This is a genomic window from Brevundimonas sp., assembly GCF_036400995.1.
Taxonomy (GTDB): Bacteria; Pseudomonadota; Alphaproteobacteria; order Caulobacterales; family Caulobacteraceae; genus Brevundimonas.
In genome coordinates this window covers 1-13,563 of record NZ_DASWWG010000050.1, presented here as the reverse complement: position 1 = coordinate 13,563, position 13,563 = coordinate 1, and the positions used below count along the sequence as shown (strand labels likewise).

General features: G+C 70.3%; 12 protein-coding genes. 8 read left to right on the top strand and 4 right to left on the bottom strand.

The window, feature by feature from the left end; translation table 11 throughout:
- Positions 1-65: 65 nt before the first annotated feature.
- On the top strand, positions 66-1,907 hold the full coding sequence (locus VGE03_RS06720) for a PPC domain-containing protein (RefSeq protein ID WP_331045702.1): 1,842 nt from the start codon (positions 66-68) through the stop codon (positions 1,905-1,907).
- Between the two features lie 17 nt (positions 1,908-1,924).
- Complete coding sequence (fni, locus tag VGE03_RS06715; protein ID WP_331045701.1) at positions 1,925-2,947, top strand: type 2 isopentenyl-diphosphate Delta-isomerase; 1,023 nt, start codon at positions 1,925-1,927, stop codon at positions 2,945-2,947.
- A gap of 318 nt (positions 2,948-3,265) precedes the next feature.
- On the opposite strand, the gene hutH is transcribed toward fni, so the two are convergent.
- The 3 genes from hutH to hutG are packed head-to-tail and all read right to left on the bottom strand — an operon-like array spanning position 3,266 to position 7,288.
- Positions 3,266-4,795 carry a histidine ammonia-lyase gene (gene hutH / locus VGE03_RS06710; RefSeq protein WP_331045700.1) on the bottom strand — a complete coding sequence of 510 codons (1,530 nt, stop codon included), beginning with the start codon at positions 4,793-4,795 and terminating at the stop codon, positions 3,266-3,268.
- A 5-nt stretch (positions 4,796-4,800) separates the two neighbouring features.
- A complete protein-coding gene (hutU, locus tag VGE03_RS06705) occupies positions 4,801-6,462 on the bottom strand; it encodes a urocanate hydratase (RefSeq protein ID WP_331045699.1) in 1,662 nt (553 codons plus the stop codon).
- A 4-nt stretch (positions 6,463-6,466) separates the two neighbouring features.
- Positions 6,467-7,288, bottom strand: coding sequence for an N-formylglutamate deformylase (gene hutG / locus VGE03_RS06700; RefSeq protein WP_331045698.1), 822 nt, complete (start codon positions 7,286-7,288; stop codon positions 6,467-6,469).
- A 49-nt stretch (positions 7,289-7,337) separates the two neighbouring features.
- Here hutG and VGE03_RS06695 point away from each other — a divergent pair, with 49 nt between their 5' ends.
- The 3 genes from VGE03_RS06695 to hutI are packed head-to-tail and all read left to right on the top strand — an operon-like array spanning position 7,338 to position 10,617.
- Positions 7,338-8,726 (top strand): formimidoylglutamate deiminase, encoded by a 1,389-nt coding sequence (locus tag VGE03_RS06695; protein WP_414644902.1) that lies wholly within the window; start codon positions 7,338-7,340, stop codon positions 8,724-8,726.
- Complete coding sequence (gene hutC, locus VGE03_RS06690; RefSeq protein ID WP_331045696.1) at positions 8,723-9,424, top strand: histidine utilization repressor; 702 nt, start codon at positions 8,723-8,725, stop codon at positions 9,422-9,424. Before VGE03_RS06695 ends, hutC begins: the two co-directional genes overlap by 4 nt.
- On the top strand, positions 9,421-10,617 hold the full coding sequence (gene hutI / locus VGE03_RS06685) for an imidazolonepropionase (RefSeq protein ID WP_331045695.1): 1,197 nt from the start codon (positions 9,421-9,423) through the stop codon (positions 10,615-10,617). The genes hutC and hutI overlap by 4 nt, the downstream gene beginning before the upstream one ends.
- Before the next feature lie 138 nt (positions 10,618-10,755).
- Here hutI and VGE03_RS06680 read toward each other — a convergent pair whose 3' ends face one another.
- Complete coding sequence (locus VGE03_RS06680) at positions 10,756-11,358, bottom strand: nitroreductase (protein ID WP_331045694.1); 603 nt, start codon at positions 11,356-11,358, stop codon at positions 10,756-10,758.
- A 45-nt stretch (positions 11,359-11,403) separates the two neighbouring features.
- Between VGE03_RS06680 and VGE03_RS06675 the strand changes: the two genes are divergently transcribed.
- The 3 genes from VGE03_RS06675 to VGE03_RS06665 all read left to right on the top strand — a co-directional run bounded on the left by VGE03_RS06675 (position 11,404) and on the right by VGE03_RS06665 (position 13,358).
- The gene (locus VGE03_RS06675; protein ID WP_331045693.1) at positions 11,404-12,054 is read left to right on the top strand and encodes an NUDIX hydrolase; all 651 of its coding nucleotides are present in this window, start codon (positions 11,404-11,406) and stop codon (positions 12,052-12,054) included.
- Positions 12,055-12,076: 22 nt separating this feature from the next.
- Positions 12,077-12,898 (top strand): serine O-acetyltransferase, encoded by an 822-nt coding sequence (gene cysE / locus VGE03_RS06670; protein WP_331045692.1) that lies wholly within the window; start codon positions 12,077-12,079, stop codon positions 12,896-12,898.
- Between the two features lie 250 nt (positions 12,899-13,148).
- Positions 13,149-13,358 carry a DUF3126 family protein gene (locus VGE03_RS06665; RefSeq protein WP_092310331.1) on the top strand — a complete coding sequence of 70 codons (210 nt, stop codon included), beginning with the start codon at positions 13,149-13,151 and terminating at the stop codon, positions 13,356-13,358.
- The last annotated feature ends 205 nt before the right edge of the window (positions 13,359-13,563 follow it).

Sequence of the window (13,563 nt, the reverse complement as noted above, 5' to 3'; positions counted from 1 at the left end):
TCCGCGCGATTTACAGATGGCGGGGTTCGGCGTCTATGATCACCACCGACTCCGAGGGGATATGCATGCGCCGTCAGACCATTCTCGCCGCCGTCAGCAGCCTGGCGCTCGCCGCCGCCGTTGCCGGTCCCGCCTTCGCGCAGGAGGTGCGCCCGCTGGCGCCCGGCGACAAGATCGAGGGGGAGATCGCGGAAGGCGATGCGATGGGCCCCGACGACGCCTACCGCTTCGACAGCTACACCGTGACGGCTCTGGCCGGACAGCGGTTCGAGGTCGTCATGCGCTCCGACGCCTTCGATACCTTCCTGCAGGTCCAGCCCGAGGGGCAGGACGAGGACGTGCCGCTGGCCAGCGATGACGACGGACTGGGCGAGGGCACCAACTCGCGCCTGCGCTTCACCGCCCCGGCGGACGGCGTCTATGTGGTCCGCGCCCGCCCGCTGTCGGGCCTTGAGGGCGGCGCCTACAGCCTGAGCCTGACCGAGCGCGCCGCGGCCGGCGTTGCGCCGGCGCCCGAGCCGATCCGCGTCGGTGAGACCAAGTCCGGCGACATCGGCGAGGGCGACCCGGAGACCGACGACGGCATCGCCTATGAGGCCTGGAGCTTCAGCGGGCGGGCCGGAGAGCGGGTGTCGATCGCGCTGGACTCCGAGAGCTTCGATCCGATGGTCCGCATCGGGACCATGGGCGAGGGCGGCTTCACCGAGCTGGCCTACAATGACGACGGCGAGGACTCGGGGCTGAACTCGCGCCTGACCTTCACCCTGCCGACCACCGGCGAGTACGTCATCCGGGCCGCGCCGCTGGGCGCGGGCGGGGGCGGGGCCTACACCCTGACCCTGTCCGAGGGGCCGCCGCCGGTCGAGGCGCGGTCGATCCGCATCGGCGAGAACGTGCGCGGCGAGTTGACCGAGCAGGACGGGCGTAGCGCCAGCGGCGTCTATGCCGACGCCTACCGGTTCAACGGCCGGGCGGGCCAGCGGGTCCGCATCGACATGACCTCGACGGCCTTCGACACCTATCTGGAACTGTTCGACGACGGCCAGACCAGCCTGGCGTCGGACGACGACGGCGGACCGGAGGGGACCAACTCCCGGCTGATCTTCACCCTGCCGCGCGACGGCGCCTATGTGGTGGAGGCCCGGGCCTTCTCGGAGTCGACCGGCGAGTACCGGCTGACGATCACCGAGATCGAGCCGGACCGGCCGCCGCAGCCGCTGGCCTTCGGCGCCGACCTGCAAGGAGAGATCGGCGAGAACGATTCCCGCGACAGCGAGGACCGGGGCTACGACGCCTATGTCTTCGACGGCCGCGAGGGGCAGCGCGTCCGGGCCGTCATGCGCTCTGGCGACTTCGACACCTATCTGCAGATCGGGCACGCCGAGGGCGAGTTCAGCCCGCTGGCGCAGGATGACGACGGGCTGGGCGAGGGCACCGACTCGCGCCTGAGCTTCACCCTGCCGGCCGACGGCCGCTATGTGCTGCGCGCCCTGCCGCTGACTTCGGACGGAAAGGGCCTGTACTCGCTGGAGCTGCTGGATCGCGGCCCGCAGCCGCGTCCGGGCAGCCTGCTGGTCGGCGCGACCGCCCGCGGCAGCCTGACCGAGACCGACGCCACCGCCGACGACAACAGCTTCTATGACGCCTATCGGGTCACGCTGAAGGAAGGCGAGAAGCTGGTGATCAAGATGGTGTCGAACGAGGTCGACAGCTTCCTGATCGTCGGCCGGGCTCCGGAGGGCGACAATTTCGAAGCCCTAGGCTCGGATGACGACGGCCTGTCGGACACCCACTCCAAGCTGGAATGGACCGCGCCGGAGGACGGCGAGTACGAGATCCGGGCCGGCACCTTCCAGCAGGGGCAGACCGGGTCCTACGCCCTGATCGTCGAGAAGCAGCAGCCCTGACGGCCGGAGGGCCGCCCATGTCCGACCTCGTCGCCCGCAAGGACCAGCATCTGGACGTGATCCTGTCCGGCAAGGCCCGGCACGGACGCGACACGGGGCTGGATGCGGTGCGGTTCGTGCACGAGGCCCTGCCGGACCTCGACTACGGCAAGATCGATCTGGGAACGGACTTCCTGGGCCGACGGCTGAAGGCGCCCCTGCTGATCAGCGCCATGACCGGCGGGCCGTCGCGGGCCGAGGCGATCAACGCCCGGCTGGCGGAGGCGGCCCAGTCGCTGGGCATCGCCCTGGCGGTCGGATCGCAACGGGCGGCGCTGGAAGCCGACGGCCCCACGCCGGGGCTGGACATGAGCCTCAGACTGAAGGCGCCCGACACCCCCATCCTGGCCAATATCGGCGCGGCGCAGCTGACGCGGGGCGTGGGGGCGGACGAGGCGCGGCGGCTGGTCGACATGGTCGCCGCCGACGCCCTGGTGGTGCATCTGAACCCGCTGCAGGAGGCCTGCCAGCCCGAGGGCGACCGCGACTGGTGGGGCGTCGGCGCGGCGCTGGAGGCTCTGGTGCGGGCGGCCGACTTCCCGGTGGTGGTCAAGGAGACCGGGGCGGGGATTTCGGCGGCGACCGCGAGGCGACTGGCGGCCATGGGCGTCGCGGCGCTGGACGTGTCCGGAGCGGGTGGCTCGAACTGGGCGCTGGTCGAGGGCGAGCGGGCTCAGGATGACGCGGACAAGGCCCACGCCGCCGCCTTCGCCGACTGGGGCATCCCGACGGCGCGGGCCATCGTCGAGGCGCGGGCGGCCTGTCCCCGGACCCTCATCATCGGTTCGGGCGGCATCCGGGACGGTGTGGACGCGGCCAAGGCCATCCGGCTGGGCGCCGACATGGTCGGTCAGGCGGCGGGGGTGCTTCAGGCGGCGACCGTCTCGACCGAGGCGGTGGTCGAGCATTTCCGGACGGTGATCCGGCAGATGCGGACCGTCTGCTTCTGCACCGGCTCGGCCAATCTGACCGCGCTGGCGCGGGCGCCGCTGCAGGGCTGAAAAGTGCACTCGAAAAAAAATGGAGTGCACATAGTGCACAAATTCGCCTGAGGCGGGGTGTGCGGGCGGTGGTTCAACCGTGATGTCAAAGACCGGAGTGCAGTCTGACATCCCGGTGCGTCGTTTTTGGACGTAGGGCGTGAAATTCCCTCTCCCGTGGGGAGAGGGTGGGGCCCGCCGACGTAGTCGGTGGGAGGGTGTGGGGTTTGGGGTGTGGGGGATTGGAGCGGAGTCAGGCGTGGCTGGCTTTGTACCCCCACTCCCTCCCACGCCTTGCGGCGTGGGCCCCTCCCTCTCCCGAGGGGAGAGGGCTCGAAGTTACGCCGACGGCAGCAGGTCCGCCGCGAACACGCGATACCGGCCCGCCCGCACCGTGGCTGTCGCGCGTTCGATGTCCGGGGCGAAGTATTTGTCGGAGGCGTAGGGCTCGGCGGCTTCGCGGACGATGCTCCAGACCTGTTCGAGGTCGGGCGACGACGTCAGCGGGCGGTGGAAGTCCAGGCCTTGCGCGGCGGCCAGCAGTTCGATGCCGACGACGGTGGCGGTGTTCTCGGCCATGTCGAGCAGGCGGCGGGCGCCGTGGGTGGCCATGGAGACGTGGTCTTCCTGATTGGCGCTGGTCGGCACGGTGTCGATCACGCAGGGGTGGGCGACCATCCGGTTCTCGGCCACGAGGGCGGCGGCGGTGACCTGGGCGATCATGAAGCCGGAGTTCAGGCCGCTTTCCTTGACCAGGAAGGCGGGCAGTTCGCTCATCTTGGGATCGACCAGAATGGAGGTGCGGCGCTCGGAGATGTTTCCGATCTCGCACAGGGCCATGGCGATCTGGTCGGCGGCGTAGGCGACGGGTTCAGCGTGGAAATTGCCGCCCGAGATGACGTCTCCGTCCTCGATGAAGACCAGCGGATTGTCGGTGACGGCATTGGCCTCGCGCACCAGCATGGCGGCGGCGTTGCGCAGGACGTCCAGCGTCGCGCCCATAACCTGCGGCTGGCAGCGCAGGGAGTAGGGGTCCTGCACCTTGGCGCAGTCCTCGCGGTGGCTTTCGCGGATCGCCGAGCCGGCCATCAGGCCGCGCAGGCGGGCGGCGACGTCGATCTGGCCGGGCTGGCCGCGCAGGGCGTGGATGCGGTGGTCGAACGGCGCGTCCGAACCCTTCAGGGCGTCGACCGACAGGGCGCCCGCGGCGACGCCGGCGGCGAAACAGGCCTCGGCCGCGAACAGGCCGGCCAGGGCCAGGGCGGTCGAACACTGGGTGCCGTTGAGCAGGGCCAGCCCTTCCTTGGGGCCCAAGGTGATCGGCTTGAGGCCGATGGCGGCCAGCGCGGCTTCGGCGGGCAGGATCTCGCCGTTTACGCGCGCCTCGCCGACGCCGATCAGGACGCAGGACATGTGCGCCAGCGGGGCGAGATCGCCTGAGGCGCCGACCGAGCCCTTGGATGGGATACACGGCAGGACGCCGCCGTTGACCATGGCGACCAGGGTCTCGAGCGTCTCGCGGCGGACGCCTGAGGCGCCCCGCGACAGGCTGGCGATCTTCAGCACCATCAGCAGGCGGACGACGTCGTCCGACAGCAGGGCGCCGACGCCGCAGGCGTGGCTGAGCACCAGGTTCTTCTGAAGGGTTTCAAGGTCTTCCGGCGCGATGCTGGTGTTGGCCAGCAGGCCGAAGCCGGTGTTGATCCCGTAGACGGTGCGACCCTCGGCGAGGATGGCGGCGACGACGGCCGCGCCCTTTTCGACATTGGCCCAGGCGGCGTCGGTCAGGCTGACCGTGACGGGGCCTTCGAGAACGGCGCGGAGCTGCGGCAGGGTGAGGGAGGCGGAGCCGATGGTGATGTGGGTCATGATGCTTACTTCAGGCTCGGCAGGTTCAGGCCATGCTCGCGGGCGGCCTGCTTGGCGATCTCATAGCCCGCGTCGGCGTGGCGCATGACGCCGGTGGCGGGGTCGTTCCAGAGGACGCGTTCGAGGCGGGCGGCGGCTTCGGGCGTGCCGTCGGCGACGATGACGACGCCCGAGTGCTGGGAGTAGCCCATGCCGACGCCGCCGCCGTGGTGCAGTGACACCCAGCTGGCGCCCGAGGCGGTGTTGAGCAGGGCGTTGAGCAGGGGCCAGTCGGAGACGGCGTCCGAGCCGTCCTGCATGGCCTCGGTCTCGCGGTTGGGGCTGGCGACAGAGCCGGAGTCGAGGTGGTCGCGGCCGATGACGATGGGGCCGGACAGCTCGCCCGAAGCGACCATCTCATTGAACATCAGGCCGGCGCGGTGGCGGTCGCCCAGACCGATCCAGCAGATGCGGGCGGGCAGGCCCTGGAAGGCGATGCGCTCGCCCGCCATGTCGAGCCAGCGGTGCAGGCCCGCGTTGTCCGGGAACAGCTTTTTCATCGCCGCGTCGGTCTTGCGGATGTCCTCCGGATCGCCGGTCAGGGCGGCCCAGCGGAAGGGGCCGACGCCGCGGCAGAAGAGGGGGCGGATATAGGCCGGGACGAAGCCGGGGAAGTCGAAGGCGTTGGTCACGCCCGCATCGAAGGCGACCTGACGGATGTTGTTGCCGTAGTCGGTGACCGGGATGCCCATGGCCTCGAAATCGAGCATGGCCTGGACGTGGACGGCGCAGGATTTCCGCGCGGCGGCCTCGACGGCGGCGGGGTCGGACTGGCGCTTCTCTTCCCACTCCGCGACGGTCCAGCCCATGGGCAGGTAGCCGTTGACGAGGTCGTGGGCACTGGTCTGATCGGTGACCAGATCGGGCCGGACGCCGCGCTTGACCAGTTCAGGCAAAACTTCAGCTGCATTGCCCAAGAAGCCGACAGAGATGGGCTTTTTGTCGATCTTCGACTGTTCGATCAGGGCCAGGGCCTCGTCCAGCGTCTCGGCCATGACGTCGAGGTAGCGGGTGCGCAGGCGCATCTCGATCCGGCTGCGCTGGCACTCGATGGCGAGGCAGGAGGCGCCCGCCATGGTCGCCGCCAGCGTCTGGGCGCCGCCCATGCCGCCGAGGCCGGCGGTCAGGATCCACTTGCCCGACCAGTCGCCGTCGTAATGCTGGCGTCCGGCCTCCATGAAGGTCTCGTAGGTGCCCTGAACGATGCCCTGGGTGCCGATGTAGATCCACGAGCCGGCGGTCATCTGGCCGTACATGGCCAGCCCCTTCTTATCGAGCTCGTTGAAGTGGTCCCAGGTCGCCCATTTGGGGACCAGGTTGGAGTTGGCGATCAGGACGCGGGGGGCGTCGGCGTGGGTGTGGAAGACGCCGACCGGCTTGCCTGACTGGACCAGCAGGGTCTGGTCGGCCTCCAGCGCGCGCAGTTGTTCGACGATGGTGTCGAAGGCCTGCCAGTTGCGGGCGGCCTTGCCGATGCCGCCGTAGACGACGAGGTCTTCCGGACGCTCGGCCACCTCGGGATCGAGGTTGTTCATCATCATCCGCAGGGCGGCCTCGGCGGCCCAGGTCTTGGCGGTCATTTCCGTGCCGCGCGGGGCGCGCACGATACGGGCGTTGCTGTTGCTCATGAGGTCAGGCTCGCTGGCTGATCGCGAAGTCGCGGGCGGCGGTGAGGACATCGCGCAGGGTGCGCGTGATCGGGGCGGCGCGGGCTGCGTCGAACGGTGTGGGCCAGGTCGCGGCGGTCATTTCCGACGGCTCGTCGACATAGCCACGGCAGGCCAGCTCCATCTGGATGGCGTGCACGCCTTTGGCCGGCCGGCCGTAGTGGCGCGTGGTCCAGCCGCCCTTGAAGCGGCCGTTGACGACATGGGTGTCGCCCGAGGCTATGCAGGCGGCCTCGACGGCCGAGGTCAGGGCGGGGTCGCAGGTGACGCCGCCGTTGTCGCCGATGTTGAACTGCGGCAACTGCCCGTCGAACAGGCGCGGGACGTACGAGCGGATGGAGTGGGCGTCGTAGAGGACGACCGGGCCGCCGTCGGCCGACAGCCGCTCGATCTGGGCGGTGATGGCGGCGTGATAGGGATCGAAGAATTCGGTGCGGCGGGCCTCGATCTCGACCGCGTCGGGCTCGTGGCCCGGCTGGTACAGCGGCTCGCCGTCGAAGGTCTCGGTGGGGCAGAGGCCGGTGGTCGTCATGCCGGGATAGAGGGACTGGCCGGAAGGATCGCGGTTCACGTCGATGACGCTGCGCGAGATGCCGGTGCGAACCGTAGTGGCGCCCAGTTCCGTGGCGAAGGCGTAGAGGCGGTCGATCCACCAGTCGGCGTCCTTGCGGGCGCGCCAGGGGTCGATCATGCCCGCCTCGATGCGCGCCGGGATGTCCGTGCCGGTGTGGGGGAAGGCGACGATCAGGGGGGCGTCGCCGGGCGTCACCGTCAGCCAGTCCGTCATCTCCGCCTCCTTGTCAGTTTGCTGATTATGTATAGACATATTCGCGACGATGGAGAGTTGTCCAGTGCCGGAAACCGCGACCCACAGCCTGTTCTTCCGCCGCGCCCTGCTGCCGCAGGGCTGGGCCGGGAATGTGAGGATCACCGTCGCGGACGGAGCGGTTTCCGCGGTCGAGACGGACGCCGTGCAGGCGCCGGGCGAGGCCGATCTGGGCGTGGCCCTGCCGGGCCTGTCGAACGTGCACAGCCACGCCTTCCAGCGCGCCATGGCCGGGCTGACGGAAGAGCGCGGACCCAACGAGGGCGACGACTTCTGGTCCTGGCGGGCGCTGATGTACCGCTTCCTCGACCGGGGCGGGCCGGAGGAGATCGAGGCGATCACGGCCCTGGCGTTCGCCGAGATGCTGGAGGGCGGCTTCACCCGGGTGGGGGAGTTCCACTACCTGCACAATGACCCGGACGGGCGGGCCTACGCCGACCGGGGCGAGCTGGCCGGGCGGATCGCGGCGGCGGCGGAGGCGACCGGGATCGCCCTGACCCTGCTGCCGGTCTTCTACGCCCACGCGGGCTTTGGCGGGACCGCGCCCGCGCACGGACAGCGGCGATTTATCAATGACATCGGCGGCTTTGCGAAGCTGATGGATGAGAGCCGCAGGATCGCCTCGGCCCTGCCGGACGCGGTGGTCGGCGTGGCGCCGCACAGCCTGCGGGCGGTGACGCCGGAGGAGATCGCGGCGGTCGTGCCCATGGCCGGCGACGGGCCGGTGCACATCCATGCAGCGGAGCAGACCAAGGAAGTTCAGGACTGCCTCGACTGGTCCGGGGCGCGGCCGGTGCAGTGGCTGCTGGACAATGTCGGGCTGGACCGGCGCTGGTGCCTGATTCACGCCACCCATCTGACGGCGGACGAGACCACGCGGATGGCGAAGAGCGGCGCCGTCGCGGGCCTGTGCCCGGTGACGGAGGCCAACCTCGGCGACGGGATCTTCCCGGCGGTGGACTTCTTCGCTGAGGGCGGAGCCTTCGGGGTCGGGACCGACTCCAATGTGCTGATCGACGCGGCGGGCGAGCTGCGGGCGCTGGAGTACAGCCAGCGGCTGACGCGGCGCGGGCGGGCGGTGCTGGCGGACAAGCAAGCCTCGACCGGCGGGACCCTGTACCGGCGTGCGCTGGCGGGCGGGGCGCAGGCGACCGGCGGGACTACGGGGATCGCGGTCGGGCAGGCGGCGGACATCGTGGCGTTGGAGACGGATGATCTGGCCTATGCGGGCCGGAGCGACGACGCCCTGCTGGACAGCCTGGTCTTCGCCGGGCCGAAGCGAGCGATCCGCACCGTCTGGCGGCGGGGCAAGGTGGTGGTCGAGAACGGCCGCCATGTGGGTCGGGACGCCATCGAGGCGCGGTATCGCCGGGCGCTGGACGCCGTGCTGGGCGGATGAGCTCGCTGCATCGCCGGATCGGCGCGGACATCGAGCGGCGCATCCTGTCGGGCGAATGGCCGCCCGGGGCGCGGGTGCCGACGGAGGCCGAGCTGCAGGCCGAATACGGCTGCGCGCGGATGACGGTGTCGAAGGCGCTGACCGACCTGTCGGCGCGGGGGCTGATCGTGCGGCGGCGCCGGGCCGGGTCGGTGGTGGCGAGGCCGCCGGTGCATTCCGCCGTGCTGGACATCCCCGACATCGCCGCCGAGATCGCGGCGCGCGGCATGGCCTACGGCTATGAGCGGCTGGAGCGGTCGGAGCGGGCGGCGACGGAAGACGAGCGCTGGCTGGGCGAGCGGGTGGTGGCGGTGACCTGCCTGCACCGGGCGGACGGCGCGCCGTTTGCGCTGGAGCGCCGCCTGATCGGGCTGGAGGCGACGCCGGACGCGGCGGCGGAGACGTTCGAGGCGGTGTCGCCGGGCGGCTGGCTGCTGAAGCGGGCGCCGTGGACCGAGGCCGAGCACCGGATCGCGGCGGTGGCGGCGGACCGGGAGACGGCCTTGCGGCTCGATCTGACGGCGGGCGAGGCCTGCCTGAAGCTGGAGCGCCGGACCTGGGCCGACGGGCTGGGGGTGACCTGGGCGTGGCAGACCTTCCCGGGACAGGCCTATGATCTGGTCGCCCGCTTCTCTCCCGCGCGCCCGGAGGCCCGATGAGCACGACACTGCTGACCGAATGCCATGTGGCGACGATGGCGGGCGAGGGCGCCTACGGGGCGATCGAGGACGGGGCCATCCTGATTCGCGACGACAAGATCGCATGGGTCGGGCCGAGGGCGGAGGCGCCGGAAGCGGACGCGGTCGAAGGACTGGACGGGCGCTGGGTCACGCCGGGGCTGATCGACTGCCATACCCATCTGGTGTTCGGCGGCGACCGGTCGGGCGAGTTCGAGCAGCGGCTGGGCGGCGCGACCTATGAGGAGATCGCGCGCGCCGGCGGCGGCATCGTCTCCTCGGTGAAGGCCACGCGGGCGGCGTCGGAAGAAGAACTCTACGCCAGCGCCCTGTCGCGGCTGGAGGGGCTGAAGGCCACGGGCGTGACGACCGTCGAGATCAAGTCCGGCTATGGCCTCGACCGAGACAGCGAACTGGCCATGCTGCGCGTGGCGCGGCGGATCGGGCGCGAGGCGGGGGTGCGGGTGCGCACCAGCTACCTGGGCCTGCACGCCGTGCCGCCGGAGCTGAAGGCGGATCGCGGCGCCTATGTCGACCTGGCCATCGACGACATCCTGCCGGAGGCGCATGCCGAAGGGCTGGTCGACATGGTCGACGCCTATTGCGAGCCCATCGCCTTCACGACGGAGGAGGTGTCGCGCCTGTTCGGGAAGGCGAAGGCGCTGGGCCTGCCGGTGAAGTTGCACGCCGACCAGCTGTCGGACGGCGGCGGAGCGGCGCTGGCGGCGAAATACAACGCCCTGTCGGCGGACCATGTGGAGCACACGACCGAGCCGGGCGTGAAGGCCATGGCCGAGGCGGGCGTGGTGGCGGTGCTGCTGCCGGGCGCCTTCCTGATGCTGCGGGAGACGACCCTGCCGCCGGTCCAGCTGTTCCGCCAGCACGGGGTGGAGATGGCGGTGGCCACGGACTGCAATCCGGGCACCTCGCCGGTGGCCTCGATGACGGCGGCGCTGAACCTGGCCTGCGTGCAGTTCCGCCTGACGCCGGAAGAGGCGCTGGCCGGGGCGACCCGGGTGGCGGCCAAGGCGCTGGGGCTGAGCGACGTGGGAACCATCGAGCCCGGCAAGGCCGCCGATCTGGCGGTGTGGGACATCAGCCGCCCGGCCGAGCTCTGCTACTGGCTGGGCAAGCCGCTGCTGCACGCGCGTTACGTGTCAGGCGAGCGCGCATAGGTGGTTTGTTAACGCGAATCTGCGCAAGCTTTCCCGTATGAAGCGGGATCTGGTCGAATTCGGACTGGTGGTCGCGTTGATCGCGACGACGATCCTGTTTGGTCTGGCGACCAGCCTGCAGGTGGCGGGGGTCTTCGCCTAGAGCTTCCACTCGGTGATGGCGGTCAGGTCCGGACGAGGCCGCTCCAGCGGCGCCTCGGCCAGGGTCCCGATGTGGATGAAGCCCGCGACGGTCTCGCCGTTCTTCAGTCCAAGCAGGGCGACCGCGGCGGCGTCATAGCTGTACCAGTCCGTGATCCAACTGGCCGAATAGCCGAGCGCGTTGGCGGCGTGCTCGAGGTTCATGCAGACCGCGCCCGCCGACAGCTGCTGCTCCCAGACCGGCACCTTGGGGCTGTCGACCGGGGAGGAGACCACCAGAATCGTCAGGGGCGGCGCCGTCAGCTTGCTGAGCACCTTGCGGGCCTTGTCCGCGCCCGGCTGGGCGTCGGCGAGGGGCAGAAGCTTTTCCGCCAGCTCGACGCGGCTTTGCGGGCCCAGCACCACGAACCGCCAGGGGAAGAGCTTGCCGTGATCCGGGGTTCGGGCGCCCAGCAGCAGGATGCGCTCGACCTCGTCTCGCGACGGGCCGGGATCGGCGAGGCTCTGGGCCGGGGCCGAACGGCGGCGGGCGAGACGATCCGCGAAGTCGGCGGACGCGGTCGGAAGGGGCAGGGCGGCGCCCAGATCGGTATCGGTCATGAGGTGTAGCTAGTCGTCCGCGCGCCGGGGCGCCATACCCGGAGCATGACCGACTCCCGTGACGCCTTCGACAAGGACCGCCCGACCCCGCTCTGGGACGACGGAAGCGACCGTCCGCCGCCCTGGAAGGATGCGGGGCACAGCGTCTTCTTCGAGAGCCAGTGGATGAAGCTGACCCGGCACGACGCCACCGCGCCGACCGGGCACAAGGCTGACTATATGGTCATGCGGCCGCAGAACATGTCGGTGGGCGTGCTGCCCCTGCATGCGGACGGGACGGTGACCCTGGTGGGCCAGCAGCGGTTCGCCCTGATGAACTGGTCGTGGGAGATGCCGGAGGGCGGCGCGCCCTATGGTGAGGACCCGCTGGAAGGGGCGAAGCGCGAGCTGGCCGAGGAGGCCGGTCTGGCGGCGGCGCAGTGGACGCTGGCCTATCGCGCCGAGATGTCGAACTCGATCACCGATGAGCGGGCGATGGCCTGGCTGGCGTGGGATTTCACCGAGGTTCCGGTCGCGCCGGACGAGACGGAGATCATCCGGGTCGTCCGGGTGCCGTTCGGCGATCTGCTGCGCGAAATCGGGCGGGGATCGATCCGGGACATGTTTACGTTGGCGACAGTGCTTCGGGCCTACCATATGGCGCGAGAGGGCGAACTTCCGCCCGAACTGGCGGAGGCCATGCTGGCCAGCGTATGATCGCCGCCTGATGGAGCCCGTGATGCCCAAGCTCGAAGTCGTCGCCGCCGAACCGGACGCCTGGACCCTGCTGCGCGCAGCGGCGGAGGCGGCGGCGCGCGCCGAGCCGCATCTGGCCTCGCAGATGAATGCGGTGGTCCTGTCGCACGGCGACATGGCCTCGGCCCTGAGCTTCCAGATCGCGCGCAAGATGGGCGACAGCGAACTGGGGCCCATGTCGATCCGCGAGGTCTGCCTGAGCGCCTATGCCGCCGATCCGTCGATCGTGGCCGCCGCCGAGGCCGACCTGCAGGCGGTGTCGGAGCGCGATCCGGCGATCCGCTCGCTGCTGCAGCCCTTCCTCTACTTCAAGGGCTTCCAGGCCCTGCAGGCGCACCGCGTGGCGCACTGGCTGTGGACGCAGGGTCGCGACACCCTGGCCTTCCACCTGCAGAGCCGGATGTCCGAGCTGTTCCAGATCGACATCCATCCGGCGGCGAAGATGGGCGCCGGTCTGTTCCTGGACCACGGCACGGGCATCGTCATCGGCGAGACCGCCATTGTCGGCGACGAGGTCTCGATGCTGCACGGGGTGACCCTGGGCGGCACCGGCGCCGAGCGCGGCGATCGCCATCCGAAGATCGGCAAGGGCGTCCTGCTGGGCGCGGGCGCCAAGGTGCTGGGCAACATCACCGTCGGCGACTACGCCAAGGTGGCCTCGGGCTCTGTGGTGCTGAAGCCGGTCCCGGCGGGCTGCACCGTGGCGGGCGTGCCCGCGCGTCTGGTCAACTGCCCGACCGAGGCGGCCCCCGCCCGGACGATGGACCATACGCTGGCCGACATCGTGTATGACTTCGTGATCTGAGAGGCTGGCGCGCGCTCTTTGTCGCCCGCGCCGCCCCCTCCGTCTCTCCGGCTTCGCCGTCGAGCCACCTCCCCACTGCGTGGAGAGGTGAACTCAGCCTCACCTCTCCACCGAAGGTGGGGAGGGGGACCGCGCGTAGCGTGGTGGAGGGGGCGGCTCGAGCGCTTGCCTGAGGATGACGATAGCGGTGGAAATGCCGGGCCCCTTTCTCTAGGGTCCGCGCGAATTCCAGACTTTTGAGGACTCCCCCATGAACGCCGCCGACATGAAGCGCGTCGAGACGCACCTGAAGCGCACCTTCAACACCGGCGGCATCATCGTGAAGCCGCGCGGCAAGCCGGCCGACTCGGCCGAGGTCTATGTTGGCGACGAGTTCATCGGCGTGGTGTTCGAGGACGAGGATGAGGCGGGCAGCTTCATGTTCGAAATGGCCATCCTGGCGGAAGACCTGCCGGAATAAGCCGCCGGACAGCGGATACGAAAAAGGCCCCGGAGAGCGATCTCCGGGGCCTTCTTCATGTCAGGGCGATCAGTTCTTGCCGAAGATCGCGTCGAGCAGCTTGCCGAAGAAGCCCTTCTCGGCGGGCTTGGCGGCCGGGGCGGCGGCGGGTGCAGCCGCCGGAGCGGCAGCAGCCGGAGCCGGGGTCGGCGCCGGAGCGGCGGCG

Bases quoted from the DNA above. Each gene is read 5' to 3' on its own strand.
- VGE03_RS06720 (WP_331045702.1), top strand. From the start codon at position 66: ATGCGCCGTCAGACCATTCTCGCCGCCGTCAGCAGCCTGGCGCTCGCC.
- hutU (WP_331045699.1), bottom strand. From the start codon at position 6,462: ATGAGCAACAGCAACGCCCGTATCGTGCGCGCCCCGCGCGGCACGGAA.
- VGE03_RS06675 (WP_331045693.1), top strand. From the start codon at position 11,404: ATGACCGACTCCCGTGACGCCTTCGACAAGGACCGCCCGACCCCGCTC.
- hutG (WP_331045698.1), bottom strand. From the start codon at position 7,288: ATGACGGACTGGCTGACGGTGACGCCCGGCGACGCCCCCCTGATCGTC.
- VGE03_RS06680 (WP_331045694.1), bottom strand. From the start codon at position 11,358: ATGACCGATACCGATCTGGGCGCCGCCCTGCCCCTTCCGACCGCGTCC.
- VGE03_RS06695 (WP_414644902.1), top strand. From the start codon at position 7,338: ATGGAGAGTTGTCCAGTGCCGGAAACCGCGACCCACAGCCTGTTCTTC.
- hutI (WP_331045695.1), top strand. From the start codon at position 9,421: ATGAGCACGACACTGCTGACCGAATGCCATGTGGCGACGATGGCGGGC.
- VGE03_RS06665 (WP_092310331.1), top strand. From the start codon at position 13,149: ATGAACGCCGCCGACATGAAGCGCGTCGAGACGCACCTGAAGCGCACC.
- fni (WP_331045701.1), top strand. From the start codon at position 1,925: ATGTCCGACCTCGTCGCCCGCAAGGACCAGCATCTGGACGTGATCCTG.
- hutC (WP_331045696.1), top strand. From the start codon at position 8,723: ATGAGCTCGCTGCATCGCCGGATCGGCGCGGACATCGAGCGGCGCATC.
- cysE (WP_331045692.1), top strand. From the start codon at position 12,077: ATGCCCAAGCTCGAAGTCGTCGCCGCCGAACCGGACGCCTGGACCCTG.
- hutH (WP_331045700.1), bottom strand. From the start codon at position 4,795: ATGACCCACATCACCATCGGCTCCGCCTCCCTCACCCTGCCGCAGCTC.